General features: G+C 72.5%; 30 protein-coding genes. 16 read left to right on the plus strand and 14 right to left on the minus strand.

Annotated features, from left to right (window positions below; translation table 11 throughout):
- Nucleotides 1-101 precede the first annotated feature (101 nt).
- The 4 genes from MSA03_RS12415 to MSA03_RS12430 form a co-directional block, all read right to left on the minus strand.
- Entirely contained in the window at nt 102-920 is an 819-nt protein-coding gene (locus MSA03_RS12415) for an SURF1 family cytochrome oxidase biogenesis protein (RefSeq protein ID WP_028495811.1), read from the minus strand.
- A complete protein-coding gene (locus MSA03_RS12420; protein WP_028495810.1) occupies nt 917-1,120 on the minus strand; it encodes a hypothetical protein in 204 nt (67 codons plus the stop codon). The genes MSA03_RS12415 and MSA03_RS12420 overlap by 4 nt, the downstream gene beginning before the upstream one ends.
- 10 nt (nt 1,121-1,130) lie before the next feature.
- Nucleotides 1,131-1,478 carry a DUF3099 domain-containing protein gene (locus MSA03_RS12425; protein WP_028495809.1) on the minus strand — a complete coding sequence of 116 codons (348 nt, stop codon included), beginning with the start codon at nt 1,476-1,478 and terminating at the stop codon, nt 1,131-1,133.
- A gap of 61 nt (nt 1,479-1,539) precedes the next feature.
- On the minus strand, nt 1,540-1,989 hold the full coding sequence (locus tag MSA03_RS12430; RefSeq protein ID WP_244946422.1) for a DUF4190 domain-containing protein: 450 nt from the start codon (nt 1,987-1,989) through the stop codon (nt 1,540-1,542).
- A gap of 108 nt (nt 1,990-2,097) precedes the next feature.
- Here MSA03_RS12430 and fabG point away from each other — a divergent pair, with 108 nt between their 5' ends.
- Nucleotides 2,098-2,808: a 3-oxoacyl-ACP reductase FabG gene (gene fabG / locus MSA03_RS12435; protein ID WP_028495807.1), complete on the plus strand. Its 711-nt coding sequence runs from the start codon at nt 2,098-2,100 to the stop codon at nt 2,806-2,808.
- Between the two features lie 15 nt (nt 2,809-2,823).
- Here fabG and MSA03_RS12440 read toward each other — a convergent pair whose 3' ends face one another.
- From MSA03_RS12440 to glgC, 3 genes are read right to left on the minus strand one after another with little or no spacing between them, the layout of a single operon-like run.
- Nucleotides 2,824-3,531 carry an alpha/beta fold hydrolase gene (locus tag MSA03_RS12440; protein ID WP_147051240.1) on the minus strand — a complete coding sequence of 236 codons (708 nt, stop codon included), beginning with the start codon at nt 3,529-3,531 and terminating at the stop codon, nt 2,824-2,826.
- 31 nt (nt 3,532-3,562) lie between these two features.
- The gene (gene serB, locus MSA03_RS12445) at nt 3,563-4,198 is read right to left on the minus strand and encodes a phosphoserine phosphatase SerB (protein WP_028495805.1); all 636 of its coding nucleotides are present in this window, start codon (nt 4,196-4,198) and stop codon (nt 3,563-3,565) included.
- A gap of 25 nt (nt 4,199-4,223) precedes the next feature.
- The gene (gene glgC / locus MSA03_RS12450; protein ID WP_028495804.1) at nt 4,224-5,468 is read right to left on the minus strand and encodes a glucose-1-phosphate adenylyltransferase; all 1,245 of its coding nucleotides are present in this window, start codon (nt 5,466-5,468) and stop codon (nt 4,224-4,226) included.
- Nucleotides 5,469-5,514: 46 nt separating this feature from the next.
- Here glgC and glgA point away from each other — a divergent pair, with 46 nt between their 5' ends.
- The 4 genes from glgA to MSA03_RS12470 all read left to right on the plus strand — a co-directional run bounded on the left by glgA (nt 5,515) and on the right by MSA03_RS12470 (nt 8,412).
- Nucleotides 5,515-6,708, plus strand: a complete 1,194-nt coding sequence (glgA, locus tag MSA03_RS12455; RefSeq protein ID WP_028495803.1) for a glycogen synthase — start codon at nt 5,515-5,517, stop codon at nt 6,706-6,708.
- Nucleotides 6,709-6,718: 10 nt separating this feature from the next.
- The gene (locus MSA03_RS12460) at nt 6,719-7,504 is read left to right on the plus strand and encodes an ABC transporter ATP-binding protein (protein ID WP_028495802.1); all 786 of its coding nucleotides are present in this window, start codon (nt 6,719-6,721) and stop codon (nt 7,502-7,504) included.
- Nucleotides 7,505-7,590: 86 nt separating this feature from the next.
- On the plus strand, nt 7,591-7,842 hold the full coding sequence (locus MSA03_RS12465; protein WP_028495801.1) for a type B 50S ribosomal protein L31: 252 nt from the start codon (nt 7,591-7,593) through the stop codon (nt 7,840-7,842).
- A 69-nt stretch (nt 7,843-7,911) separates the two neighbouring features.
- Entirely contained in the window at nt 7,912-8,412 is a 501-nt protein-coding gene (locus MSA03_RS12470) for a hypothetical protein (RefSeq protein ID WP_028495800.1), read from the plus strand.
- A 160-nt stretch (nt 8,413-8,572) separates the two neighbouring features.
- Here MSA03_RS12470 and MSA03_RS12475 read toward each other — a convergent pair whose 3' ends face one another.
- Nucleotides 8,573-9,340 carry an exonuclease domain-containing protein gene (locus tag MSA03_RS12475; RefSeq protein ID WP_147051241.1) on the minus strand — a complete coding sequence of 256 codons (768 nt, stop codon included), beginning with the start codon at nt 9,338-9,340 and terminating at the stop codon, nt 8,573-8,575.
- Nucleotides 9,341-9,405: 65 nt separating this feature from the next.
- On the opposite strand from MSA03_RS12475, the gene MSA03_RS12480 reads away from it, so the two are divergent.
- On the plus strand, nt 9,406-10,305 hold the full coding sequence (locus tag MSA03_RS12480; RefSeq protein ID WP_028495798.1) for an alpha/beta fold hydrolase: 900 nt from the start codon (nt 9,406-9,408) through the stop codon (nt 10,303-10,305).
- Here the strand turns inward: MSA03_RS12480 and MSA03_RS12485 are convergent.
- Entirely contained in the window at nt 10,265-10,825 is a 561-nt protein-coding gene (locus MSA03_RS12485) for a CGNR zinc finger domain-containing protein (protein WP_028495797.1), read from the minus strand. The genes MSA03_RS12480 and MSA03_RS12485 overlap by 41 nt on opposite strands.
- A gap of 147 nt (nt 10,826-10,972) precedes the next feature.
- Here MSA03_RS12485 and MSA03_RS12490 point away from each other — a divergent pair, with 147 nt between their 5' ends.
- Nucleotides 10,973-11,938, plus strand: a complete 966-nt coding sequence (locus MSA03_RS12490) for an EamA family transporter (protein WP_147051270.1) — start codon at nt 10,973-10,975, stop codon at nt 11,936-11,938.
- On the opposite strand, the gene MSA03_RS12495 is transcribed toward MSA03_RS12490, so the two are convergent.
- Nucleotides 11,886-12,359, minus strand: a complete 474-nt coding sequence (locus MSA03_RS12495) for an Lrp/AsnC family transcriptional regulator (protein WP_028495795.1) — start codon at nt 12,357-12,359, stop codon at nt 11,886-11,888. The two genes, MSA03_RS12490 and MSA03_RS12495, sit on opposite strands and share 53 nt — an antisense overlap.
- A 169-nt stretch (nt 12,360-12,528) precedes the next feature.
- Between MSA03_RS12495 and pdhA the strand changes: the two genes are divergently transcribed.
- The 3 genes from pdhA to MSA03_RS12510 are packed head-to-tail and all read left to right on the plus strand — an operon-like array spanning nt 12,529 to nt 16,048.
- Nucleotides 12,529-13,659: a pyruvate dehydrogenase (acetyl-transferring) E1 component subunit alpha gene (gene pdhA / locus MSA03_RS12500; protein WP_147051242.1), complete on the plus strand. Its 1,131-nt coding sequence runs from the start codon at nt 12,529-12,531 to the stop codon at nt 13,657-13,659.
- The gene (locus MSA03_RS12505; protein WP_028495793.1) at nt 13,656-14,666 is read left to right on the plus strand and encodes an alpha-ketoacid dehydrogenase subunit beta; all 1,011 of its coding nucleotides are present in this window, start codon (nt 13,656-13,658) and stop codon (nt 14,664-14,666) included. The genes pdhA and MSA03_RS12505 overlap by 4 nt, the downstream gene beginning before the upstream one ends.
- Nucleotides 14,663-16,048, plus strand: coding sequence for a dihydrolipoamide acetyltransferase family protein (locus MSA03_RS12510; protein ID WP_147051243.1), 1,386 nt, complete (start codon nt 14,663-14,665; stop codon nt 16,046-16,048). The genes MSA03_RS12505 and MSA03_RS12510 overlap by 4 nt, the downstream gene beginning before the upstream one ends.
- Before the next feature lie 11 nt (nt 16,049-16,059).
- Here the strand turns inward: MSA03_RS12510 and MSA03_RS12515 are convergent, their stop codons facing one another.
- The gene (locus MSA03_RS12515; protein ID WP_147051244.1) at nt 16,060-16,698 is read right to left on the minus strand and encodes a TetR/AcrR family transcriptional regulator; all 639 of its coding nucleotides are present in this window, start codon (nt 16,696-16,698) and stop codon (nt 16,060-16,062) included.
- A gap of 110 nt (nt 16,699-16,808) precedes the next feature.
- Here MSA03_RS12515 and MSA03_RS12520 point away from each other — a divergent pair, with 110 nt between their 5' ends.
- The 5 genes from MSA03_RS12520 to MSA03_RS12540 are packed head-to-tail and all read left to right on the plus strand — an operon-like array spanning nt 16,809 to nt 22,785.
- Nucleotides 16,809-18,413, plus strand: a complete 1,605-nt coding sequence (locus tag MSA03_RS12520) for a carboxyl transferase domain-containing protein (protein WP_147051245.1) — start codon at nt 16,809-16,811, stop codon at nt 18,411-18,413.
- Between the two features lie 4 nt (nt 18,414-18,417).
- On the plus strand, nt 18,418-20,325 hold the full coding sequence (locus MSA03_RS12525) for an acetyl/propionyl/methylcrotonyl-CoA carboxylase subunit alpha (protein ID WP_147051246.1): 1,908 nt from the start codon (nt 18,418-18,420) through the stop codon (nt 20,323-20,325).
- Nucleotides 20,315-21,478: an acyl-CoA dehydrogenase family protein gene (locus MSA03_RS12530; RefSeq protein WP_147051247.1), complete on the plus strand. Its 1,164-nt coding sequence runs from the start codon at nt 20,315-20,317 to the stop codon at nt 21,476-21,478. Before MSA03_RS12525 ends, MSA03_RS12530 begins: the two co-directional genes overlap by 11 nt.
- Before the next feature lie 18 nt (nt 21,479-21,496).
- Nucleotides 21,497-21,976: a MaoC family dehydratase gene (locus MSA03_RS12535; RefSeq protein WP_028495787.1), complete on the plus strand. Its 480-nt coding sequence runs from the start codon at nt 21,497-21,499 to the stop codon at nt 21,974-21,976.
- Between the two features lie 11 nt (nt 21,977-21,987).
- Nucleotides 21,988-22,785, plus strand: coding sequence for an HpcH/HpaI aldolase/citrate lyase family protein (locus MSA03_RS12540; protein ID WP_147051271.1), 798 nt, complete (start codon nt 21,988-21,990; stop codon nt 22,783-22,785).
- Between the two features lie 378 nt (nt 22,786-23,163).
- Here the strand turns inward: MSA03_RS12540 and MSA03_RS12545 are convergent, their stop codons facing one another.
- On the minus strand, nt 23,164-23,769 hold the full coding sequence (locus MSA03_RS12545) for a histidine phosphatase family protein (RefSeq protein WP_147051248.1): 606 nt from the start codon (nt 23,767-23,769) through the stop codon (nt 23,164-23,166).
- A gap of 34 nt (nt 23,770-23,803) precedes the next feature.
- Nucleotides 23,804-24,661: a Sir2 family NAD-dependent protein deacetylase gene (locus MSA03_RS12550; RefSeq protein ID WP_147051249.1), complete on the minus strand. Its 858-nt coding sequence runs from the start codon at nt 24,659-24,661 to the stop codon at nt 23,804-23,806.
- Nucleotides 24,662-24,722: 61 nt separating this feature from the next.
- Here MSA03_RS12550 and MSA03_RS12555 point away from each other — a divergent pair, with 61 nt between their 5' ends.
- Nucleotides 24,723-25,523 (plus strand): TrmH family RNA methyltransferase, encoded by an 801-nt coding sequence (locus MSA03_RS12555; protein ID WP_147051250.1) that lies wholly within the window; start codon nt 24,723-24,725, stop codon nt 25,521-25,523.
- An 89-nt stretch (nt 25,524-25,612) separates the two neighbouring features.
- On the opposite strand, the gene MSA03_RS12560 is transcribed toward MSA03_RS12555, so the two are convergent.
- On the minus strand, nt 25,613-26,473 hold the full coding sequence (locus tag MSA03_RS12560) for an SGNH/GDSL hydrolase family protein (protein ID WP_147051251.1): 861 nt from the start codon (nt 26,471-26,473) through the stop codon (nt 25,613-25,615).
- Nucleotides 26,474-26,511 lie beyond the last annotated feature (38 nt).

Consider the following 26,511-nt stretch of genomic DNA (forward strand, 5'->3'; position numbering starts at 1 on the left):
GGTCCGGCACCCTGGCGTGACGCGGTCCGGCACCCTGGCGTGACGCGGTCCGGCACCCTGGCGTGACGCGGTCCGGCACCCTGGCGTGACGCGGCGCGCGGTCAGCGCGCGGAGTCGAGCAGGGCGTCCTCTTCCTGCATGTCGCGGTCGCGGCGGCGCTCCGTCCGCGCGGCGCGCTCCTCGGCATCCTCGCGACGGTGCCGGCGCTCGGTGCGGATCATGTACCAGATGAAGACGAAGCCCATGATGGCGAAGAGGATCCACTGGATCGCATAGGACAGGTGGGGTCCGGGGTCTTCCGAAGGCGGCTCCAGCGCGGACGGCGCGGTCGCCGGTGCCGGGTCCTCCGAGACGAGGAGGCCGTACGCGCTCGTGACGACGTCATCGCCCGGCATCGCGTCGGCGATGAGGGGGAGGTGGATGGTGGGCACCTGCCCCTCCGGCGCGGACCGGCCGGAGTTCGGCAGCGGTTCGCCGGGCTTCAGCCGTACCACGACCTCCGTCGTCCCGGTGGGTGCCGCCGGGACCTCGTCGGGCTCGGGCTGGTCGGCGCCCGGCGCGACCCAGCCGCGGTCGACGATGAAGACGCGGCCGTCGGCGGTGCGGAACGGCACGAGCACCTCGAACGCGCTCGTCCCGCCGTGCGCGCGGTTGCGGGCGAGCAGCTGGTCGTCCGGCAGGTATTCGCCCTGCAGGATGACGGGGCGCCATTGATCGTCCGGGTCGAGTTCGGCTCCGGCGGGGAGCAGCTCGGCGAGCGGCACGGGGTCGGCGTCGTAGTTGTCGGCGATGAGCCGCAGCTGGGTCGAGCGGCTGGCGTCGCGGGTGAACTGCCAGTTCGAGAGGAACCCGCACGCGATCGCGAACGCGACGGCGATGGCGACGTACCCCGACCATCGCAGCGCGGTCTGCCGGTTCACGAGGTCACCGCCTCATCGAGCGGGCGCACCTCGACCGGGAAGTCCCGGGTCGCGAGGAAGGAACGCAGGTAGTCGACGTGCTCGTCGCACGCCGTCCAGACCTTGCGGCGCTCCGGGCCATGGATGCGCGGATTCCGCCAGAGCACCTGCCAGTTCGCGCCCGCCCGGCAACCGGCGCGGGAGCAGATCGCCCCTGTCATGATTCGTCCGTCACGACTCGTCCGTGCGATCGGCTTCGCGGATGCGGATGACCGGCGGAGCGGCCGGCTCCGGCGCGGCGGGGGGTGCACCCGATTCGATCTGCCGCTCCGGCGGCACGAGCCGCGGCTCGTCCTGCCCCGAGCTGACGTTCGCGATCACGACGGCGAAGTACGGCAGGAAGATGGCGCCCGCGGCGAAGACCCAGGTGTACCAGGAGTACGGCGTCACCACGACCATGAGGATGAAGCACGTGAGACGCACCGCCATCATGGCGAAGTACTTCGTCATGCGGGTGTGGGCCTCGTCCCGCGGCGCGCGAGGGAGCGAAGTCGCCGATTGCGGCGTGTGCGGTTTCACGGTGTATCCCGACGTGTTCTGGTGCTTCCAGCGTACGCCTGCGCACCGGGCATGGCTCCGGTCAGGAGGTGGAGAAGCCGGTCGTCGAACCTGCCACGGCGATCAGACCGAAGAAGATGATGACGCCGATGATGACGAGCGCGAGTCCCGCCCAGCCGACGATGACGCCCGCGAGCGCCATGCCCCGACCCTTCTCGCCGGTCTGCTTGATCTGGTTCAGCGCGATGTGGCCCATGATGGCGCCGGCGAGCGATCCGACGAACGGCAGGATCCAGATGAAGCCGGCGATCGAGGCGATCAAGGACACGATCGAGAGCGTGTTCGTCTTCTGCGCCGCCGCGTACCCGCCGTAGGCGTACGGGTTGGCCGTGCCCGGGTAGGCGGGCGGCTGGTAGGCGCCGGGCGCCGCGTATGGCGGGGTCTGGGCGGCCGGCGGGTAGGCCGGCGGAACGTAGGCCGGGGGCGCGGCGGGCGGCTGTGTGTTCTGGGGCTGCGGGGTGGGCTCGCTCACGGGACTGCTCCTTCTGACCGGGATCTCCAGCGTACCGGTGGGCGCTCACCTGCGCCGCGCGGCGCCGCGGATAGGCTGGTGCGGATTCACCACGAGCAGGGAGCAGCCATGTCCACGGATCGCGTCGTCCTCGTCACCGGCGGAAACCGCGGCATCGGCCGCGCCATCGCCGAGCGCTTCGTCGCCGCCGGATACCGGGTCGCCGTCACCGCCCGCTCCGGCGAGGGCCCCGAGGGGACGCTGACGGTCCGCGCCGATGTCACCGACGCAGCCGCCGTCGATGCGGCGTTCACCGAGGTGGAGCAGCAGCTCGGCCCCATCGGCATCGTGGTCGCGAACGCGGGCGTCACGAAGGACACCCTCCTGCTGCGGATGACCGAGGACGATTTCGACTCCGTCCTGGCCACGAACCTGGGCGGCACGTTCCGCGTCGTCAAGCGCGCCGCGAAAGGGATGCTGCGCGCCAAGTGGGGGCGCGTCATCCTCATCTCCAGCGTCGTCGGCCTGTACGGCTCGGCCGGACAGGTCAACTACTCCTCGTCCAAGAGCGGACTCGTCGGCTTCGCGCGATCGCTGACACGTGAGCTCGGCGGCCGCGGCATCACCGCCAACGTCGTCGCCCCGGGCTTCATCGAGACGGACATGACCGCGGAGCTGCCGGAGGCGACTCAGGCGGAGTACCGGAAGAACATCCCGGCGGGACGCTTCGCGACCGCCGACGAGGTCGCCGGGGTCGTCGCATGGCTCGCGTCGGATGACGCCGCGTACATCTCCGGCGCGGTCATCCCCGTCGACGGCGGCCTGGGCATGGGGCACTGAACCTGCATCGTCGCCTCATGGGGTGTCGTCGTCGCCGATCGCGGCGATGATCGCCTGCGCCAGCCGCTCCGGCTGCGTGAACTGCGGCCAGTGCGCCGTGCCGAGCTTGACGACCCGTGCGTTCGCGATGGCGCCGAACTCCGCACCGTACGCTCCCCACCCCGCGACCGCCTGACGGAACTCATCCTCCGCCATCCCGCCCATCAGCAGGGTCACCGGGACGCCGAAGCGCCGATCGCCGGTCAGGGCGAGCGGATCGGTCGGCACCCGCGCGGGCACCGACCGGGTCCGCGGCGCCGTCGCGGCGCGGGTGGCCTCATCGATGTCCCACACGTCCTCGTCCTCGAAGAAGTCCCACCCCGGGAAGGGGATCACGCCGTCGACCACGGGGAACTCCGAGATCCCGGAGCCCGGCGGAGGCGGGACGGTGTCGACGAAGACGACCCGGTGGACGCGGTCGGGGCGGGCGTCGGCCGCGCCCCACGCGACGTTGCCGCCGCCGCTGTGACCGACGAGGACCACGGGGCCCGGCAGCGCGTCGATCTCCGCGACGACCGCCGCCACCCAGTCCGCGATGCCGATGCCGTCGCTGTCCGCGGCGGAGTCCCCCACGCCGGGGAGGGTGAGGGCGTGCGGGGAATGGCCGGCCGCGCGCAGGGGAGGGGAGACGTCGTCCCAGGATGATGCGTCGAGCCAGAGACCGGGGATCAGCAGGATGTCCATGACGGGACGTTACCGCCGACCGCCGACACCGTCAGGGCAGGAGCGGGATGACCTCGGCGAGGTCCACGCGTTCGATGACGAGGTCTGCCTGCGCGCGCACGGCGGGCTTGGCGTTGAAGGCCAGGCCGAGGCCCGCGGCGGCCATCATCCGCAGGTCGTTCGCGCCGTCGCCGATCGCGATCGTCCGGGCCAGGGGCACGCCGTACGCCGCGGCCCATCCCCGCAGCGCCGCTGCCTTGCCCTCGGCATCCACGATCCCGCCGTCCACGACGCCGGTGAGGGCGCCGTCCTCGGCGACCAGCCGGTTGGCGCGCCACACGTCGACGCCCAGCGACGGCGCGACGGTGTCGAGCACCTCGTGGAACCCGCCCGACACGACGGCAGCGACGCCGCCGCGCGCGTGGATCGCCTCGATCAGCGGCACGACGCCGGGTGTCGGTTCGACGCGGGCGAGGACCCGCGCGAACGCGGCCACCGGGACGCCCGCCAGTGCCTCGACCCGAGAGCGCAGACTCGTGGCGAAATCGACCTCGCCCCGCATCGCGGCCTCCGTCGCGAGCGCCACTTCGGCGCCGCGGCCGGCCTCGTCGGCGATCAGCTCGATGACCTCGTTGCGGATGAGCGTGGAATCGGCGTCGAACACGACGAGGAAGCGGGCGTCAGGCACCCCACCACGCTAGCGCGGCGCTCGCTCAGCCCGTGACGTGGACGTTCTTGCCGACGACGGTGATGCCGCTGTCGGTCACCGTGAACCCGCGGGCGAGGTCACGCGCGCGGTCGACGCCGACGGTCGCACCGGCATCGAGCACGACGTTCTTGTCGAGGATCGCCCGGTGGACGCGGGCGCCCGCGCCCACGTTGACGTGCTCGAAGAGCACCGAGTCGGTGATGGTCGACCCGCCTCCGGCGAGCGTCCACGGCCCGACGACGCTGCGTTCGAGGTGCGTCCCGGACAGCACGGAGCCGAGCGAGACGATCGAGTCGATCGCGTTGCCGATCCGGCCGACGCCGTCCCGCACGAACTTCGCCGGCGGCGAGTTGACGGACTGCGAGTGGATCGGCCAGTCGGTGTTGTACAGGTTGAAGATCGGCAGCGTCGAGATGAGGTCCATGTGGGCGTCGAAGAACGAGTCGATCGTCCCCACATCCCGCCAGTAGTCGCGGTCGCGATCGGTGGACCCCGGGACGTCGTTGCGCTGGAAGTCGTAGACGGCGGCCTCGCCGCGGTTCACGAAGTAGGGGACGATGTCCCCGCCCATGTCGTGGTTCGACGTCGGCAGCTCGCCGTCGGCCTCGACGGCCTCGATGAGCGCGTCGGTGTCGAAGATGTAGTTGCCCATCGAGGCGAGCACCTCGTGCGGGCTGTCCGAGAGTCCCGTCGGGTTCTGCGGCTTCTCCAGGAATTCGCGGATCGTCAGGTTGTCCGCAGGATCCAGATCGATCACGCCGAACTGGTCGGCGAGGGCGATGGGCTGCCGGATGCCGGCCACGGTGGCGCGCGCGCCGGAGGCGATGTGCGCGTCGATCATCTGCTGGAAGTCCATGCGGTAGACATGGTCGGCGCCGATCACCGCGACGATGTCGGGCTTCTCGTCGTGGATGAGGTTCAACGACTGCAGGATCGCGTCGGCCGAACCGGCGAACCAGCGCTTCCCCAGCCGCTGCTGCGCCGGGACGGAGGTGACGTAGGAGTTCAGCAGCGCCGACATCCGCCAGGTCTGCGACACGTGCCGGTCGAGGCTGTGCGACTTGTACTGCGTCAGCACGACGATCTGCTGCAGCCCCGAGTTCACGAGGTTGGAGATCGCGAAGTCGATCAGCCGGTACTGGCCGCCGAAGGGCACGGCGGGTTTCGCGCGGTCCGTGGTCAAGGGCATGAGTCGCTTGCCCTCGCCCCCGGCGAGGATGATTCCGAAGACCTTCGGCGCTGCGGGCATGCCCCCACCCTAGGCCCGGGTTCGCGCTCTGTACTAGTTTCGACACATGCGCGTCGACATCGTCACGAAGGAGTACCCGCCCGAGGTGTACGGGGGAGCGGGAGTCCACGTGACGGAGCTCGTGAAGGCGCTCCGCACCGCCATCGACGTCGAGGTGCGGGCCTTCGGCGCCGACCGCGACGAGCCCGGGACCACCTCCTACGGGGTGCCGGCGGAGCTGTCCGCAGCGAACGCCGCGATCCAGACGCTCGGCACCGACCTGGAGATCGTCGGCGATGTCGCCGGCGCCGAGGTCGTGCACAGCCACACCTGGTACGCGAACTTCGCGGGGCACGTCGCGTCGCTGCTGCACGGCATCCCGCACGTCGTCACCGCGCACTCACTCGAGCCGCTGCGGCCGTGGAAGGCGGAGCAGCTGGGCGGCGGGTACGCCGTGTCCAGCTACATCGAGAAGACCGCCTACGAGGGTGCCGCGGCCGTCGTGGCCGTCAGCGAGGGTATGCGGCAGGACATCCTCCGCAGCTATCCGGCGCTGGACCCCGCGAAGGTCCGGGTCATCTACAACGGCATCGACGTCGAGTCCTGGCGGCCCGTGTCCGACGACGCGCTGCTGGCGCAGTACGGCATCGACCCGTCCCGTCCCTCCGTCGTGTTCGTCGGCCGGATCACGCGGCAGAAGGGCCTGCCGTACTTCCTGCGCGCCGCCGAGCGCCTTCCGCAGGAGGTGCAGGTCGTCCTGTGCGCCGGCGCCCCGGACACCCCGCAGATCATGGCCGAGGTGCAGGAGCTCGTCCGCGGCCTGCAGCAGACGCGCGAGGGCGTCGTGTGGATCGACGACTTCCTCCAGCGCGACCAGCTGTGCGCCATCCTCACCGCCGCGACGACGTTCGTCTGCCCGTCGGTCTACGAGCCGCTCGGGATCGTGAACCTCGAGGCGATGGCCTGCGGCGCCGCGGTCGTGGGCACCGCGACCGGAGGCATCCCCGAGGTCGTCGTCGACGGCGTGACGGGTCGTCTCGTGCCCATCGAGCAGGTGCAGGACGGCACCGGGACGCCCCTGGATCCGGAGCGGTTCGTCGCCGACCTGGCCGCGACGCTCACCGAGGTCGTCTCCGACCCCGAACGCGCGCGCGCCTACGGCGCCGCGGGGCGGGAGCGCGCCGCGCAGGAGTTCAGCTGGGCCGCGATCGCGGACGCCACGGCCGCGCTGTATCGCGAGGTGACCGCCGCCGGCCGATAGGCTGGACGGCATGCCCCAGGTCCTCGATTTCGCCGACGTCGTCGTCCGCCGCAACGCCCGTAACATCGTCGATCACGTGACCTGGACCGTCTCCGACGACCAGCGCTGGGTCGTGCTCGGACCCAACGGGGCCGGCAAGACGACGATCCTGCAGCTTGCCGCGACCCTCATCCACCCGACCTCCGGCGCCGTCACGATCCTCGACGAGCGGCTCGGCCGCACCGACGTCTTCGAGCTGCGGCCCCGCATCGGCTTCGCCTCGTCGGCGATGGCCAAGCGCATCCCGCCGGAGGAGACGGTGCTCGATGTCGTCCTCACGGCCGCGTTCTCGGTGCTCGGCCGCTGGAACGAGGACTACGAGACGATCGACGAGCGCCGGGCGCGCCGCGTGCTGGCCGAGTGGAAGCTCGAGCACCTCGCCGAGCGCACGTTCGGGACACTGTCCGACGGCGAGCAGAAGCGCGTGCAGATCGCCCGCTCGGTCATGACCGACCCGGAGCTGCTGCTCCTCGACGAGCCGGCTGCCAGCCTCGACCTCGGCGCCCGCGAGGAGCTGCTCGGCCTCCTCGGCGGCTACGCGCAGGCCCCCACCACGCCCGCCATGATCATGGTGACCCACCACGTCGAGGAGGTGCCGGTCGGCTTCACGCACGCCCTGCTCCTGCGCGACGGCGCGATCGTCGCCGCCGGGCCCATCGCCGAGACGCTCACGGGGGAGAACCTCACCGCGACGTTCGGCGTGGAGATCGCGCTCTCCGAGGACGGCGGACGCTTCGCCGCGCGCGCGGCATCCTGAACCTGATAGAATCTCTCTTTGGTGCGTTCGCACCGCAGACTTTGACCGTCCTGGCCAAATCCAGGACACCCGGCTAGAGGACCATCATGAAGACTGACATCCACCCCGACTACCAGGCCGTCGTTTTCCGCGACCTGGGTTCCGGCGACACCTTCCTCACCCGTTCGACGGTGACCAGCGACAAGACCATCGAGCTCGACGGCGTGACCTACCCCGTCGTCGACGTCGAGATCTCGTCCGCGTCGCACCCGTTCTACACGGGCAAGCAGCGCATCATGGACTCCGCCGGCCGCGTCGAGAAGTTCAACCAGCGCTTCAAGAACTTCGGCTCCAAGTAAGCAGCCGTCCTCGAAGGCCCCGCTCCGGCGGGGCCTTCGTCGTGCCCGCGGTCCGTTAGCGTGGGCGGCATGGCCGTCCGTCGATCCGTGCTCCTCGTGCCTCTCCTCGCCCTGCTGGCGCTGACCGCCGGCTGCGCCGTGACGCTGGATGCCGCCCCGTCGGCGTCCGCGTCGCCGACCGCCGCCTGCCCGGAGCAGGACGGCGTGCCGCTCCCGGAAGGCTGCGCGGGCTACGATCCGGATGCCGCGATGGCCCAGAACGACATGTACCGGCAGCGCCTGGCGCTGGGGGCGGAGGCGCAGGCGGCGAACGAACGCCTCGTCGGGCCCATCACCCTCGCCCTCGAGGAGCTCCGCACGGCAGACGGGGGCTTCACCGAAGACGACGTGCGCGCCGCCCTGGCGGAGGCCGGAGCCGCGGCGATCCAGACCCGCACGGGGGCCGGCGACGTCCTGTTCGGGGCGGCGGGACCGGTCGGCGGCTGCGTCTACGGGGCCGTCGAGGCGGAGCGCGTCACCGTCGAGGTGGGCGGCATCATCATGGACGGCGGCTGCCTCCCGGCCCAGTGAGTGCGGGCGGCGGACGGCCGGGTTCAGTCGATCCGCCCGGTTCAGGCGGATTCGTGCCGGATCTGCCTGACTGCGGCGGAATGCCTGACTGCGGCTCGGAGCCCGACGACGGCCGGATGCGCGCCCGGCCGTGTGAGCGCGGGCGCCGGACGGCCGCCGGTCAGCGGATCGGCCAGCTGCCGTCCACGGCGTCCTCGGCGTCGAGCCGGCCGATGCGGATGAAGTACTCCGTCAGGCTCTCCGCCTGCGCCCGGGCCCAGCCGATCTGCTGCGTGTGCAGCTCGTGCACGGTCGGCGGCAGCGCGAAGCGTGCGGCGAGGGCCTGCGCCACCCGTCCCGCGGCGATCGCGTCGGCCGCTGCATCGTGCGCGCCCTCCAGCGTCACGGCGTAGTGCGCCGCGACCACCTCCAGTGTCCGCTTGCCGCGGCGGTACCGGTCGTAGGTCTTGTCCAGGACGAGCGGGTCGATGACCGGTGCGGGATCGAGGATCGGCGGGATGCCGTGCCGGAGCGCCTCGTGCTTGAGCAGGGAGAAGTCGTACGGCGCGTTGTACGCGACGACGGGGATGCCGGCGTCCAGGAGCGCACGGAGGGCATCCACGATCTCCGCGACCACTGCGGCCGCCGGTCGTCCCTCCGCCCGTGCGCGCGCCGTCGTGATGCCGTGCACGGCGGTCGCGCCGGCCGGGATCTCCACGCCGGGATCGGCGAGCCAGCCGTGCGCGCGCACGACGCCGCCGTCGGCGTCGAGCAGCCCGACGTGCGCCGTCACGATCCGGTCGGTCGTGACGTCGACACCGGTCGTCTCCAGGTCGAAGACGCCGATCGCCTGCGCCCAGCCGGGAAGGGCGGGGGCGGGAGCCGGCGCCTGGTCCTGTTCCCACGCGTCGTCCCAGAGGGCGAGCGGCTCGGGCTGCCACATGTCCATGCTCCGACGCTAGGTCCTGACGCCGACACGGCGGGGGAGCCGCGCCGCACTCGTAGACTCGACGGGTGACCGCTCCGCACCCGTACGCCGATCTGCTCGCCGCGATCCCCGTGCGGCGGCGCGAGGTCGCGGTGCTCGGCGGGACCACGGCGTACTGGGTCTACGGTCCGGAGGACGCCGCCGTCACCGTCGTCGCGGTGCACGGCTTCCGCGGCGAGCATCACGGCCTCGAGCCGGTCGTCGCCCACCTCGACGGCATCCGCGTCATCTCACCCGATCTCCCGGGCTTCGGCGAGACCGCACCGGTCCCGGGCCGCCGGCACACGCTCGACCTCTACGCCGAATGGCTCACGGCCTTCGCTGCCGCCGTCGCCCCGGGCGCGGAGATCCTCGGGCACTCCTTCGGCTCCATCGTCGCCGCCGCCGCCGTGGCGCGTGGGCTGCCGACGCCGCGCGTCATCCTCGTGAACCCCATCGGCGCGCCCGCCCTGGAGGGTCCGCGCGGGATCCTCACGCGCCTCGCCGTCTTCTACTACTGGGCGGGCGCGCGCCTCCCGCGTCGCCTGGGTGAGGCGGTGCTGCGCAGCCGCCTCGTCGTGCGGATCATGAGCGTCTCGATGGCCAAGACGAGCGACCGCGCGCTGCGCGCCTTCATCCACGACCAGCACGACACGTACTTCTCCCGGTTCGCCGATCGCGACGTCCTGCACGACGCGTTCGTGGCGTCGGTGTCCAACGACGTGCGCGCCTTCGCGCCGGCGATCGCGCAGCCGACGCTGCTGATCGCCGCCGTGCGCGACGACATCACGCCCATCGAGGCGGAGCGGCACCTGCAGACGCTGTTTCCGCAGGCCGAGCTCGTCGAGATCGACGACGTCGGCCACCTCATCCACTACGAGACGCCGCGGGTCGCGGCATCCGCCGTCAGGCGCTTTCTCGCGCCTTCCGGCGGCGGTACGCGTTGACGTTCATGCGGTTTCCGCAGTTGCCGGTGTCGCAGTAGCGCTTCGAGCCGTTCTTCGAGTAGTCCACGTACACCGATCGGCAGTCGTCGGCGTCGCACACCCGCACCCGGTCGTACATGTCCGAGCGGATGACGTCGACGAACGCCATGGCCGCCTCCACGAGGATGCGCGTGGCGAGCGGGGCGCCCTCGTCGGTGGCGTGGATGTGCCAGTCGTACGAGTCGTGGATGACGAGCTGCGGCAGCGCCCGCCCGTCGCGGAGCATCGCGTTCACGAGCGGGACGGCACCCGCCCGGTCGGCCTGCCACAGGGCGTGCAGGCGGGGACGGATGCCGCGCAGAGCCGCGAGCTCCTCCGCGTCGCGGCGCATCGACCCCGTGTAGGGGAACTCGGTGAGGAACGCGGCCAGATCGGACTGATCGGCGAGGTGGTCGACGCCCTCGAAATCGGTCTCGGGGAGCGTGTTCACGAGGGCGGTCGCGGCTCGGAGGGACAATTCCGTGTCACGGATGAAAACCATCTTGACTCCTGACGCTCGCGGGCAGTACCGTCACCAGTGTAAACACAGTTCACCCCTGACAGTCGAGGACCGACGGTGACCCAGACGGCAGCCCTGCCCCTCATCCCCGCCCCGGGCGCGCCCGCGGGCGCCGTCTCCGTCGCCACCTTGGTCACCACGGCGCCGGACCGCCGGGCGAGCGGCATCGTCCTCGCCGTCGTCTCGGCCCTCGCGTTCTCCTCCAGCGGGCCGCTGGTCAAACCCCTCCTGGAAGCGGGGTGGTCGTTGTCGGCCGCGCTGATCGTGCGGATGGGCCTCGCGGGGCTCATCCTCTCGCCCATGCTGGTCCGGGTCGTCCTGCGGGAGCGGTCCTTCCTGCGGCGGCACTGGCCGTCGCTCCTCGCCTTCGGGCTCATCCCCGTCGCGGGCTGCCAGCTGCTGTTCTTCTCCGCGATGCAGCGGATGCCGGTGGCCGTGGCGCTGCTCATCCAGTACCTCGCGCCGGTGTTCCTCGTCGCCTTCGTATGGCTGCGGACGCGGCGCGCGCCCTCCGCCCTGGTCCTCGCCGGATCCGCCGTCGCGGTCGTGGGGCTCGTGCTCGTCGTCGACGTCGTGGGGGCGCGGTTCGATCTCCTCGGCACCCTGTTCGCGCTCGCGGCGGCGATCTGCGTGTGCGTCTACTTCGTCATGTCCGAGCGCACCGGCGACGACCTGCCGCCGCTCGCCCTCGCCTCCGGAGGGCTGCTCGTGGGGGCGGTGTTCATGGCGGTGCTCGCCGTCACCGGCATCCTGCCCTTCGCCGCTCCCGCCGTCACGGTCGCCTTCCACGGCGTCGCGCTGCCCGGCATCGTCCCCCTGCTGTTCGTCGGCGCCGTCGGGACGACCCTCGGCTACGCGCTCGGCGTCGTCGCCGTTCCGCGCGTCGGATCGCGCCTGGCGTCCTTCATCGGCCTGTCCGAGGTGCTCTTCGCGCTCGCCTTCGCGTGGCTGCTGCTCGGGGAGGCGCCCGCGCCGATCCAGTTCGCCGGCGGTGCGCTCATCCTCGTCGGCGTCGTGCTCGTGCGGATGGATGCCGGGGGGGTCAGCGCTCCCGTCGAGCCTCTTCCAGCAGGGGCCGCACCCGATAGCCGATGACCTCGCCCATGACGAGCGAGGTCTCGGTGCGCTCGACGCCCTCGATCGCGAGGATGCGGGCGTCGACATCGAACAGGTGCTGTGTGTCGCGGGCGGCGACGCGGACCAGCAGATCGACCTGACCGCTGAGGCCGTGCGCCTGCAGCACCTCGGGGATGAGGGCGAGCTCCGTCGTGATCCGCGGGAGGTGGGCCTGGTGCACCGTGACGCTCAGCATGGCCTCGATGGGGAAGCCGAGCTCGGCCGGCGCCATGGCGCGCTCGAAGGAGAGGAACACGCCGGAGCGGTCGAGCTTGGCCATGCGCGCCTGCACCGTGTTGCGCGAGAGCCCGAGGCGCTCGCTGAGCGCGACCACGGTGGCCCGGTGGTCATCGGCGAGCGCGTTCAGCAGCTCCAGATCGACGTGGTCCAAAGATCCCATAGTGCGAAACAATAGCAGGCCTTGCGCGCCGCGCTTTGGCAACATGCTCAACCCCCGACGGGATGCTTGAGCTAGGTGCGATGCGGACGTACTCTCTGGTCAGCCGGCGACGATGCCGGCGCTCTGGATCGGCCGACGTCCACAAGACCCTCGGCCGGGAACAGGAGGGATGACGATGACGCACACCCTGAACCCCTCGGTCGAGACCTCGACCGACCTGGACGACCTCGCCCGGCTGCTCACACCCGACGGGCGGCGCATCTCCGATCGGCAGCTCGACCCGTGGGTCGAGGACCTCGACCCGGAGGCCCTCCGCGGCCTGTACCGCGACATGGCGCTGCTGCGCCGCCTCGACGCCGAGGGCGTCGCGCTGCAGCGTCAAGGGCAGCTCGGGCTGTGGGCGCCCGCGCAGGGCCAGGAGGCCGTGCAGATCGGGACCGCGCGGGCCTGCCGGGCCGATGACTTCCTCTTCCCGAGCTACTGCGAGCTCGGCGTCCAGCTGGTCCGCGGCGCGAAGCCGGCGGACTTCATCCTCGCCTGGCGCGGCGAGATGCACTCGACCTACAACCCCTACGAGCTCAACACCGCCACGCCGCAGATCATCATCGGCGCGCAGACGCTGCACGCCGTCGGCTACGCGATGGGCATCCAGCGCGACGGGGAGGATCAGGTCGCCGTGGCCTACTTCGGCGACGGGGCGACGAGCCAGGGCGACGTCAACGAGGCGATGGTGTTCGCCTCGTCCTTCCGCTCGCCCGTCGTGTTCGTCTGCTCGAACAACCAGTGGGCGATCTCGGAGCCCGTCACGGTGCAGGCGAAGTTCCCCATCGCCGGCCGCGCTCCCGGGTTCGGCATCCCGAGCCTCCGCGTGGACGGCAACGATGTCTTGGCGTGCCTCGCCGCCATGCGGTGGGCCCTCGACCACGCCCGCACCGGCAAGGGACCCGTCTTCATCGAGGCCGTGACCTACCGGATGGGTCCGCACACCACCTCGGACGACCCGACCCGGTACCGTTCCGCCGAGGAAGTCGAGGCCTGGCGCCGCAAGGACCCGCTGACCCGGCTCGAAGCGCTGCTGCGCTCCCAGGGGGCGTTCGACGACGAGTTCGTCGCCGAGGTGCAGGCCGACGCGGATCGGTTCACGGCCGGCATGCGGGAGGCGGCGCTCACCGCCGTCACCCGCCCCGCGATCGAGGTGCTCGACGACGTCTACGCCGAGCCGCACACGGGCCTGGACGAGCAGCGCACGCGGTTCGCCGCGTACCTCGCCGGCTTCGAGAGTGAAGGAGAGGCGTCATGACCCAGCTGACGATGGGCAAGGCCCTCGGCGCGGGACTGCGGCGGGCGATGGCCGACGACGACCGCGTCGTCGTGATGGGCGAGGATGTCGGCAAGCTCGGCGGCGTCTTCCGCATCACCGACGGCCTGCAGGCCGAGTTCGGCGCGATGCGGGTCATCGACACGCCGCTGGCGGAGTCCGGGATCATGGGCACGGCGGTGGGACTGGCCTTCCGCGGCTACCGGCCCGTCGTGGAGATCCAGTTCGACGGCTTCGTGTACCCCGCATTCGACCAGATCGTCTGCCAGGTCGCGAAGCTGCACTACCGCACCCGCGGCAACGTCACCATGCCGATCACGATCCGCATCCCGTGGGCCGGGGGCGTCGGGGCGGCGGAGCACCACTCCGAGTCGCCCGAGGCGTACTTCGTGCACACCTCCGGGCTGCGCGTCGTGGCGGTCTCCAACCCGCAGGACGCCTACGTCATGCTGCGCCAGGCGATCGCCTGCGACGACCCGGTCGTGTTCTTCGAACCCAAGCGGCTCTACCACACGAAGGGCCAGGTCGATCTCGACGGCGACATCGCCGACACCGCCCCCATGGGCGTCGCGCGCGTCGTCCGGGAGGGCTCCGACGTCACGCTCCTCACCTACGGCGCGCAGGTCGCGACGGCGCTGGACGCCGCCGAGGCGGCCGAGGACGACGGCGTCTCCCTCGAGGTCATCGACCTCCGCTCGATCTCGCCGGTGGACTACGCCACCGTCACGGCCTCGGTCCGCAAGACCGGGCGCGTCGTCGTCACCCACGAGGCGGCGCGGGAGGCGGGCGTCGGCGCCGAGCTCATCGCGAGCATCACGGAGAAGTGCTTCCACTACCTCGAGTCCGCCCCCGTCCGCGTGACGGGCCACGACATCCCCTACCCGCCGGCGAAGCTGGAGAAGCATCACGTGCCCGACCTCGACCGCATCCTGGACGGCGTCGACCGGGTGCTGGACCGCCCGAACAGTCTCTCGGAGGTGCCGCGGTGATCGTCGAGTTCCGCTTGCCCGACCTGGGGGAGGGCCTCCCCGAGGCGGAGATCGTGCAGTGGCACGTCGCCGTGGGCGATACTGTGACCCTCAACCAGACCATCGCCGACGTGGAGACCGCGAAGGCGATCGTCGAGCTGCCCTCGCCGTACGCCGGCACCGTCCGGGAGCTGCGGCACGCGGACGGCGACGTCGTCGCGGTGGGCGACGTGCTCATCGCGTTCGAGGTCGCCGGCGCCGAGCCGGATGCCGCATCCGCCGCCCCGTCCGCGCCGGCCGCCCCGGCCACCCCGGCGGAACCCGCCGCAGCCGCGTCGGAGGAGTCCGCCCAGCCGAACCTCGTCGGGTACGGCGCGGCGCCGCGCGGCGCCGCCCGCCCGCAGCGGCGTGCCCGCGTCGGCGCGCGCGCGGCGGCGACCGACACCGCGGTCCTCGAGGCCGCGCCGCACGACGTCGTGACGGCCTCGCCCCCGGACGACACGCGGCACGAGCGGCCCCGGTCGACCCCGCCGGTCCGGAAGCTCGCGAAGGACCTCGGCATCGACCTCGCGCTCGTCGAGGCCTCCGGCGCGACGGGGATCATCACGCGCGCCGACGTGGAGGCGTTCGCCGCCCGCACGGCGCCCGCGGAATCCGCCGCGACCGCCGCCCGCCCCGCCGCGCCGCGCGTCGAACGCGGCGAACGCGAGACCCGCATCCCGATCCGGGGCGTCCGCAAGCACACGGCGGAGGCGATGGTGCGGAGCGCCTTCACGGCCCCGCACGTCACGACGTTCCTGACGATCGACGTCACGGCCACGACGCGTCTCCTCGCCGGGCTGAAGGCCGACCGCCGGCTCGCCGACCACCGGATCGGCATCCTCGCTGTCGCGGCGAAAGCCGTCTGCCTGGCCCTCGCCGCGCACCCCGAACTCAACTCGCGGTGGGACGAGGCCGCCGGCGAGATCGTCCAGTACCACTACGTGAACCTCGGCATCGCCGCGGCCACCGAGCGCGGACTCGTCGTGCCGAACGTGAAGGATGCCGACGGGCTGACCCTCGTCGAGCTGTCCGATGCGATCGGCGACCTCGCCGAGACGGCGCGCGCCGGCAAGGCGGGTCTCGACGTCCTCACCGGCGGGACCTTCTCCATCACGAACTTCGGCGTGTTCGGGATGGATGCGGGAACCCCCATCCTCAACCCCGGGGAGGCCGGCATCCTCGGTCTCGGCGCCGTGCGCCGCCGCCCGTGGGAGCACAAGGGCGAGATCGCGCTGCGGGATGTGCTCACCCTGAGCCTGTCGTTCGACCACCGCCTCGCCGACGGCGAGCAGGGGTCGCTGTTCCTCCGCGACGTCGCCGACGTGCTGGGCGACCCGGGGCGGGCGATGCTGCTGCGGTGACCCGGGCCGGCTCAGTGCGCGGTGGCGAGTGCGGCGTGCGCCATCGTGGCAAGGAGCGCCCGGACGGCGTCGTCGTCCGGCGCGTCGCGGAGGCCGCGCACGCTGTGCGGCGTCGAGTTGATGAGGCCGAATCCGGCGTGCGCGCGCACGCGCAGGTCGCCGGGGGAGCGATGCGGATGCAGGTCCGACAGGACGTCGGTCCACACCTCGACGTACTCCCGCTGCAGGCGGCGGACGCGGTGGCGGTCCTCGTCGTCGAGGCGGGCGAGGTCGCGATCCTGCACGCGGATGACGTCGGCGGCGTCCAGCGCGAAGTCGACGTGGAAGGCGATGAGGCCGCGGAGCCGCCCATCCGCGTCGTCGTGCGCGGCGATGACGGCGCGGCCGCCGGTGAGCAGGTCCTCGCTCGCGCGCAGCAGGATGCGGCCGAGGAGCGCGCGCTTGCTCGCGAAGTGCCGGTACACGGCGGGACCCGTGATGCCCACGGCCGCGCCGAGGTCCTCCAGGCTCACGCCGTCGAACCCGTTCTCGGCGAACAGCGCCGCGGCTGCGCGCAGCAGCGCCTCGTGGCGGTCGGCCTTCGCGCGCTCGCGCGGGGTCGCGGTCACCGCGCCGGTGGCGGTGGAGGGGGACGGAGAACGCCTTGCCATGTCAGTTAATCCTCGCTAACCTAGGTGCTCTCAGTTAGTGCACACTAACCGATGGATCGGCTCGGCGCCACTGTCCGCCGTCCCGGTCCGCCGACATCGATGGAGATGCCATGGCCACTCTCACGAGCGCCCTCGTCCGCGACGCGCAGTTCGCGCGCCGGCAGGAGGCGCAGCAGGAGGCCGCCGACCGGCTGCGCGACCGTCTCGCCGCCGTCGCCCTGGGCGGTCCGGCGGCCTCCCGGGAGCGCCATGTCGCCCGCGGCAAGCTCCTCCCGCGCGACCGCGTCACACGGCTGCTCGACGAGGGGAGCCCGTTCCTCGAGCTGGCCCCGCTCGCGGCGGAAGGGCTCTACGACGGTGAGGCGCCCGCCGCCGGGGTCATCGCCGGTATCGGTCTCGTGCACGGGCGGCACGTCATGGTGGTGTGCAACGACGCCACCGTCAAGGGCGGCACCTACTACCCCATGACCGTCAAGAAGCACCTCCGGGCGCAGGAGGTCGCGCTGGAGAACCGCCTGCCGTGCATCTACCTCGTCGACTCCGGTGGCGCGTTCCTGCCGATGCAGGACGAGGTCTTCCCCGACCGCGATCACTTCGGCCGCATCTTCTACCACCAGGCGCGGCTGTCCGCCGCCGGTATCCCGCAGATCGCGGCCGTCCTCGGCTCCTGCACCGCGGGCGGCGCGTACGTCCCGGCGATGAGCGACGAGACCGTCATCGTGCGCGGCCAGGGCACGATCTTCCTGGGCGGCCCGCCGCTCGTGAAGGCTGCGATCGGTGAGGTCGTGACGGCCGAGGAGCTCGGCGGGGGAGAGCTGCACGCGCGCACGTCGGGCGTCGTCGACCATCTCGCCGAGGACGACGAGCACGCCCTGGAGATCGTCCGCGACATCGTGAAGACCCTCCCTGCACCCGCCGCGCCGGTCTGGGAGGTCCTTCCCACCGCACCGCCGGCCGTGGACCCGACGGAGCTGTACGGCGCCGTCCCCACCGACGTCAACCAGCCGTACGACGTGCGCGAGGTGATCGCGCGCCTCGTCGACGACAGCGCCTTCCACGAGTTCAAGCGCGAGTACGGCGACACGCTCGTCACCGGCTTCGCCCGCATCCACGGGCATCCCGTCGGGATCGTCGCGAACAACGGCATCCTGTTCCGCGAGTCCGCCCTCAAGGGCGCGCACTTCATCGAACTGTGCGATCAGCGGGGCGTGCCGCTGCTGTTCCTGCAGAACATCTCCGGCTTCATGGTGGGGCGGGATGCCGAAGCCGGCGGGATCGCGAAGGACGGCGCGAAGATGGTGACGGCCGTCGCGACGACCCGCGTCCCCAAGCTCACCGTCATCATCGGCGGGTCGTTCGGCGCCGGGAATTACTCGATGTGCGGGCGTGCCTACTCGCCGCGCTTCCTGTGGTCGTGGCCCGCGAGCCGCATCTCGGTGATGGGCGGTCCGCAGGCGGCCTCCGTGCTGTCCACGGTGAAGGCCGATCAGCTCGCCGCGCGCGGCGAGGAGTGGGATGTCGACGCGCGCGCGGCGTTCGAAGCCCCCATCCGCAAGCAGTTCGAGGAGCAGGGCGACCCGCTCTACGCCACGGCACGGCTGTGGGACGACGGCATCATCGACCCGCTCGACACCCGCGACGTGCTCGGGCTCGCCCTCGACGTCGTCTCCCGCGCCCCGCTGCCCGAACCGCGCTTCGGCGTCTTCCGGATGTGACGCGATGACCCTCTTCGACACCGTCCTCGTCGCCCACCGCGGCGAGATCGCCCGCCGCATCATCCGGACGCTCCGGGCCCTCGGCATCCGCTCGGTCGCCGTCTACAGCGACGCCGACGCCGGCGCCCCGCACGTCCGCGAGGCCGACGTCGCCGTGCGGCTGGGGCCCGCCCCGGCCGTGCAGTCCTATCTCGACGGGAAGGCGGTCCTCCGCGCCGCGCGCGAGACCGGCGCGCAGGCCATCCACCCCGGCTACGGGTTCCTCTCCGAGAACGCCGACTTCGCGCGGGCCTGCCGGGCGGCCGGGATCGTCTTCATCGGACCCGACGTCCGTGCCCTGGAGGTCATGGGGGACAAGATCCGCGCCAAGGCGCAGGTCGCCGGCAGCGGCGTCCCGATCGTGCCGGGGTTCAGTGCCGCGGGCCTGGACGACGCCGCGATCGCCGCCCAGGCGGCCGAGGTCGGCCTGCCCCTCCTCGTCAAGCCCTCGGCGGGCGGCGGCGGCAAGGGCATGCAGATCGTCGGGACGCTCGACGAGCTCCCCGAGGCCCTCGCAGCCGCGCGGCGCGTCGCGGCGAGCGCGTTCGGCGACGACACGCTGCTGCTGGAACGGCTCATCGAGAGGCCCCGGCACATCGAGGTGCAGGTGCTCGCCGACGCGCACGGCGGCATCCTGCATCTCGGCGAACGCGAATGCACGCTGCAGCGCCGGCATCAGAAGGTCATCGAGGAGGCGCCGTCGCCGCTCGTCGATCCCGCCATGCGGGCCCGGCTCGGCGCCGCCGCGTGCGCCGCCGCCGCGAGCGTCGACTACCGCGGCGCCGGGACGGTGGAGTTCCTCGTCCCCGGCGACCGGCCCGACGAGTGCTTCTTCATCGAGATGAACACGCGCCTGCAGGTCGAGCACCCGGTGACCGAGCTCGTCACGGGCATCGACCTGGTCGAGCAGCAGCTGCGGATCGCCGCGGGGGAGCCTCTCGCCTTCGCGCAGGATGACGTGCGGTTCCACGGCCACGCGATGGAGGCGCGCGTGTACGCGGAGAGCCCCGAGCGCGGGTTCCTCCCGGCGACCGGCGACGTGCTCACGTGGCGGGCGGCGGCGGGCGTCCGCACCGACGCCGGCGTGGAGTCCGGCTCCGCCGTCACGGCCGACTACGACCCCATGATCGCGAAGGTCATCGCGCACGGCGACGACCGCGCCGTCGCGCTGGACCGGCTCGATGCCGCCCTCGCCGACACGGTCCTCCTCGGCGTCGACACGAACATCAGTTTCCTCCGGCGCCTCCTCGCCGACCCCGCCGTGCGCGCCGGCGACCTGGACACGGGCCTCATCGACCGGATGCCGGCGCCCGAGCCCGACCCGCCGGCTGCGGATGCGCTCGCCGCCGCGGCGGCGGCCCTGCCGCAGCCGACGACGCCCGGGGTCTGGGGCGCGCTCCGAGGCTGGCGGGAGGGCGGGCGGCGCGAGCCCCGCACCGTGCTGCTGCGCGACGACGCCGATGTGCTGCATCGCGCGGTGGCCGGTGCGGACGCGGCGGCCGACGTCGCCGTGGATGCCGACGGCGCCGTCTGGGTCCACGCCGATGGTGCGACGCATCGCCTGCTCCCGGTGACCCGGGAGGCTGCGCTCGCCGAGCGCCTCGCCGACCGAGGCCGCGACGCGGGGGCGGAGAGCCCCGAGCTGCGCGCCCCCATGCCCGGGACCGTCGTGGCCGTGCACGTCGCCGACGGCGCGATCGTGGCATCCGGCGACCGTCTCGTGACGGTCGAGGCGATGAAGATGGAGCACTCCGTGACGGCGCCGCACGCCGGCGTCGCACGCGTGCACGCGGTCGTCGGCGCGCAGGTGCGCCGCGACGAACTGCTGGCCGAGGTGGCCGCCGAGACCCGGGAGGGAACCGATGACGATTGACCTGTCCACGTACGGACTCGAGGAGGAGCAGCTCGAGCTCGCCCGGCTCGTGCGCGCCTTCGCCGACGAGGTCGTCGCGCCCCAGGCGTATGAGGCCGACCGCACGAAGACGCTGCCCCTCGACGTCGTCGCGCAGATGGGCGACCTCGGCCTGTTCGGCCTGCCGTTCCCCGAGGAGGTCGGGGGACAGGGCGGCGACTACCTCACCCTGTGCCTCGCGATCGAAGCGCTCGGCCGCGTCGACCAGTCGGTCGCGATCACCCTCGAGGCCGGCGTCAGCCTCGGCGCCATGCCGGTGTTCCGCTTCGGCACCGACGCGCAGCGCGCCGAGCTGCTGCCCGACCTCCTCGCCGGCCGCGCGCTCGCCGGGTTCGGGCTCACGGAGCCGGAGGCGGGGTCGGACGCCGGCGCCACCCGCACGACGGCGCGGCTGGAGGGCGGCGAGTGGGTCATCGACGGCGCGAAGCAGTTCATCACGAACTCCGGCACGGCCATCACCCGCTTCGTCACGGTCACCGCCGTCACGGGCGAGGCCGGCGGGCGCAAGGAGATCTCCACGATCATCGTCCCCAACGGGACTCCGGGCTTCACGGTCGAGCCGGGCTACGACAAAGTCGGCTGGCACGCGAGCGACACGCATCCGCTCACCTTCTCCGGCGCCCGCGTGCCGGAGGCGAACCTGCTGGGCGAGCGCGGACGCGGGTTCGCGAACTTCCTGCACATCCTCGACGAGGGGCGCATCGCGATCGCCGCCCTCTCCACGGGGGCGGCGGAGGGATGCCTGGAGGCGGCCACCGACTACGCCCGCAGCCGCACCGTCTTCGGTGAGGCCCTGTCCACTCGTCAGTCGATCCAGTTTCTGCTGGCCCGGATGCAGCAGCGCGTGCATGTCGCGCGGCTCGCGTGGCTGCACGCGGCGCGCCTCCGGGACGCCGGGCAGCCGTTCAAGACGGAGGCCGCGATCGCGAAGCTGACCGCGAGCGACGCCGCGATGGACAACGCCCGCGACGCGACGCAGATCTTCGGCGGCAACGGGTTCATGAACGAATACCCGGTCGCCCGGCACTACCGCGACTCGAAGATCCTGGAGATCGGCGAGGGCACCTCCGAGGTGCAGCTGCTCGTCATCGCCCGTGCTCTGGGCGTCGTGTGAAACCGGTACGGTGACAGCGTGACCGAGATCCTGCAGCGCGGCCGGTACGTCGAAGAGCTCGAGGTGGGCGACGTCTTCCACCATCGGCCCGGACGCACCGTCACCGAAGCCGACAACGTCCTGTTCTCCGCCCTCACGATGAACACGCAGGCGCTGCACCTGGATGCCGCGTACGCGGCCACCCAGGAGTTCGGCGAACGCCTCATGAACTCGATGTGGACGCTCGCGACGATGGTCGGGGCCTCCGTCGCGCAGGTGACCCAGGGGACCCTCGTGGCGCAGCTCGGCCTGTCGGACATCTCCTTCCCGGCGCCGCTGCTGCACGGCGACACGCTGTACGTCGACACGGAGATCGTCGACAAGCGGCTGTCGCGGTCGCGGCCCGGTCAGGGCCTCGTGACGATGCGGCACACCGGACGCAACCAGCACGGCACGGTCGTGGCCACCGCGACGCGCGTCGCGCTCATGCTCTGCACGCCCGCGGAGGACGCGTCGTGACGGCCTTCGCGATGGGCCCGGCGCTGCTGTTCTGCCCCGCCGACCGGCCGGAGCGGTTCACGAAGGCGGCGGAGCGGGCGGACGGCGTCATCCTCGACCTGGAGGACGCCGTCTCGGCGGACGCGAAGGCGTTCGCCCGCGGCGCCGTCATGGAATCCGACCTCGACCCGGAGCGCACCGTCGTGCGCGTCAACGCGCTCGACGGCGCGCACATCGAGTCGGACCTCGCGACCCTGTCGCTGACGGACTACCGCACGGTCATGGTCGCCAAGGCCGAGTCCGCCAAGCAGATCGCGCGCCTCGACCCCCGCTTCGCCGTGATCGCGCTCTGCGAGACGGCGCGCGGCGTCGTCGCGGCCGAGAAGATCGCGGCGCTCGAGAACGTCGTGGGGCTCATGTGGGGCGCGGAGGACCTCGTGGCCTCGCTCGGCGGGACGTCGAGCCGCAAGCCCAAGGGCGGGTACCGCGACGTCGCACGGCACGCCCGCGCACGGGTCCTGCTCGCCGCCGGCGCGCGCGGCAAGGCCGCGATCGACGCCGTGCACCTGGACATCGCCGACCAGAAGGGACTCGCGCGGGAGGCTGCGGACGCGGCGGCCAGCGGGTTCGCGGCGACCGCCTGCATCCACCCCGACCAGGTGCCGGTGATCCGCGCCGCCTACCGGCCCGACCCCGGCGCGGTCGCCTGGGCGCGGGAGGTCCTCGCCGCCGCGGAGGGGCAGCGCGGCGTGTTCGCCCACGACGGGCGCATGGTCGACGAGCCTGTCCTGCGGCACGCCCGCACCCTCGTCCGCCGCGCCGACGCCTGACCCTCCGGCGCGCCCGTGACTTCCGGCGCGCCGGCGCGCCCTGTGCGCGGCGTACTGGCCGGCGCGCCTGTCCTGTTCGCGGCGCCTGTGAGCGGCGAACTGCAGGGCCGAGTGTGACTGGTGTGGCGTGGGAGGCGACATCCGTCCCTCGTGTCACACCGCATCCTGCGGTTCGCACCGCGCGGCGGCCGGCAGCCGACGAGCCCGGCCGGCGCGCCGACCCGCCGGCCACCGGGTGCGCGGCGCGCCGGTGCGCGGCGAACTGCAGGGCCGGGTGTGACGGGTGGGGCGTGGGAGGCGACATGCGTCCCTCGTGTCACACTCCATCCTGCAGTTTGCACCGCGCGGCGGCCGGCAGCCGCCGCGACAGCCCCGACGTCAGTGGATGACGCCGGCGTAGGAGAGCAGGCTCAGGCGGTCCCGCTCGACGAGGAACGTGTGCGTCGAGCCGTTCGCGAGCTTCTCGCCCTCGGCGGGGAAGGCGCCGCCGGTCGCATGTCGGATGAGCTCGCGGATCAGCGCCCCGTGCGACACGATCACGAGCGACGGTGCCGCCGGGGCCGTGAGACGCCGCGCGTCGCGCGTGACGCGCCGGAGGCCCGCCACGGCACGGGCGCGGACGTCGGCCCACGGCTCCGCGTTCGGGACCTCGGCGGTGCTCCAGTCGCCCCAGCGCTCCAGGAACTCGTGCACGCCGACCCCCTCGGCGTCCCCGTAGCCGCGCTCGCGCAGCTGCGGGTAGGTGCGCGGCGGGGCGGCGCCGAGCTCCGCCGCGATGATGCGCGCGGTCTCGTGGGCGCGGGACAGGTCGCTGGAGGCGACGACGAGCGGCGACTCCGCCGCGAGCTCCTCCCTCAGCCGGAGGCCGGTCGCGCGGGCCTGACCGCGTCCGGTGTCATTGAGCGGGATGTCGGTCGAGCCCTGGATGAGCCGGTTGAGGTTCCAGTCGGTCTCGCCGTGGCGCACGAGCGTGAGAGTCGTCACGTCTCGAGCCTACGGTCCGGGGGAGCGGGCGGGATCACGACAGCGCGGTCAGCGCCCGCGCGAGCACGGGGAGCGCCTCGCTCGTGCCGCCATCCACCTTGACGGTCGCCTTGGCGTCTGCCCGGGTCTCGCCGCGGTTGATGATGACGACGGGCAGGCGCCGGCGGCGTGCCCGCTCGACGAGCCGGATGCCGGAGTTCACGACGAGCGAGGATCCGGCGACGATGAGCGCGTCGCTCGTGCCGACGAGCTGCTCCGCCGCGCGGAACTTCTCGGCCGGGATGTACTCGCCGAAGAACACCACATCGGGTTTGAGCATCCCGCCGCACACGCTGCAGTCCGGGACGACGAAACCGTCGCTGGACTCCGGCAGCACGTCGCCGTCGGGGCCGAGCTTGACGTTCTCCGGCACCGTGATCCAGGGATTGTCGGCCTCGACACGCACGGCGAGGTCGCGTCGGTCGAAGACCTGCCCGCAGTGCGTGCAGAACACGCGGCGCATCGTGCCGTGCAGTTCGACGACGCGCCGGCTGCCGGCGCGCAGGTGCAGGCCGTCGACGTTCTGCGTGATGACGCCGGTCGCGATGCCGGCGCGTTCGAGGTCGGCGAGCGCCGTGTGCCCGTCGTTGGGGCGGGATGCCGCGAAGGCCTGCCAGCCGAGATGGCTGCCCACCCAGTAGCGGCGGCGGGCGGCGTCGCTGGAGAGGAACTGCTGGGCCGTCATCGGGGTGCGGGTCGGCGCGCCCTTGCCGCGGTAGTCCGGGATGCCGGAGTCCGTGGACACGCCCGCGCCGGTCAGGACCGCGACCTTCCGCCCCGCCAGCGCGTCGATCGCACGCCCCACCGCGGCGGTGACCGCCGGGTCGGGGTCGATGATCGTCTGCGCTGCCACGGCCCGAGCCTACGCGCCCTCGTTTTCGGGGATGTTACGCGGCCCGTGACAGCATGGAACCATGCCCATCCTGCGGATCGACGACGAGAACGATCCGCTGCTCGCGGACTACCGGAGTCTCACCGATGTGGCGCTGCGCCGCGTCCTGGAGCCCGAGGGCGGCCTGTACATCGCCGAGTCCGCGAAGGTCATCGCCCGTGCCGTCGCCGCGGGTCACCGGCCGCGGTCGGTGCTCGTGCAGGAGAAGTGGCTCGCCGACGCGGCAGAGGTCGCCGGGGACGCGCCGGTGTACGTCGTCTCCGACGAGGTCGCCGAGCGGGTCACCGGCTACGCCGTGCACCGGGGCGCCCTGGCAGCCATGCACCGGCCCGTCCTGCCGCCGGTGGCCGACGTCGTCGCCGGTGCCCGACTCGTCCTGGTACTCGAGGACATCGTCGACCACACGAAGGTGGGCGCCGCGTTCCGGGCGGCCGCGGGGATCGGCGCCGACGCCGTCCTCGTCACCCCGCGGTGCGCCGACCCGCTGTACCGCCGGAGCGTCCGGGTCAGCATGGGGACGGTCTTCCAGGTGCCGTGGACGCGGCTGCCGGCATGGCCGGAGGCCGGCGGCATCCTGCACGACGCGGGCCTGCACCTGGCCGCCCTCGCGCTCGCCGACGGCGCCGTCCCGCTCGACGTCTTCTCCGCGGCGCGGCCCGAGCGCGTCGCGCTGCTGCTGGGCGCCGAGGGCGACGGCCTGTCGCGCCGGGCCCTGCAGGCCGCCGACACCGTCGTCACGATCCCGATGGCGGGCGGCGTCGACTCGCTCAACGTCGCGGCGGCCGCCGCCGTGGCGCTGTGGGAGCTGCGCCCGGGGGACTGACCCGCGACGGCCGCGCGGCCGACCTGCGGCCGCCCCGCGGCCGACCCGCGGCCGACCGCGGGACTGACCGGCGGCGTGCCGCGCGGCCGTCACTGGTCGACCGGCGGCTCCTCGCCGGACATCCGCGGCTGCACGGGCAGCGCATCGGGGCGCTTGGCGGTGACGGCGTCGCCGGAGGACTGGTGCCGCACGCGCCGCAGCACCCAGGGCACGAGGTGCGTCCGAGCCCACACGATGTCGTTCGTGCGGGCGGCGCGCCACGTGAGCCGGGGGAGGGGCTCCGGCTGCATCGCCTGCAGGTCGTTCGGGACGTTGAGGGCGCGCAGCACCATCCGCGCGACCTCGTGGTGACCGAGCGCGTTGTAGTGCAGCCGGTCGTCGTCGAAGAACCGCATGTCCTGCACCTCTTTGAGCGCCCACTGGTCGGCGACGATGCAGTCGTAGCGCTCCGCGATCGCGCGGATGTTCTCGTTGTAGATCGCGACGCGACCGCGGATGCCGCGGAACACGGGGGTGAAGTTCGTGTCGATGCCCGTGAACACGACGACGGTGGCACCGTCGGAGGAGAGCCGGATGACGGCGTCCTCGAACTGCTCGGCGACGGCGTCCGGGTCGCTGCCGGGGCGGATGACGTCGTTCCCGCCGGCCGAGAAGGTCACGAGGTCCGGTCGCAGCGCGATGGCCGGCTCCAGCTGGTCGGCGACGATCTGGCCGATGAGCTTTCCGCGCACCGCGAGGTTGGCGTACGCGAAGTCGTCGACCGAGCCGGCGAGGACCTCCGCGACGCGGTCCGCCCAGCCGCGGTGACCGCCCGGGCGGAGCGGGTCGGGGTCGCCGATCCCCTCCGTGAACGAGTCGCCGATGGCGACCATGCGGCGCCACGGGTGCGACGTCTCGTTGGGGGTGAACGGCGGGCGCTCGGCGCTCGCAGCGGCCTCGTCTTCAGACATGACACTTCCTCGACTCGGGGTGCCTTCCACGCTAGCGC

This window comes from Microbacterium saccharophilum (assembly GCF_007992455.1).
Taxonomy (GTDB): Bacteria; Actinomycetota; Actinomycetes; order Actinomycetales; family Microbacteriaceae; genus Microbacterium; species Microbacterium saccharophilum.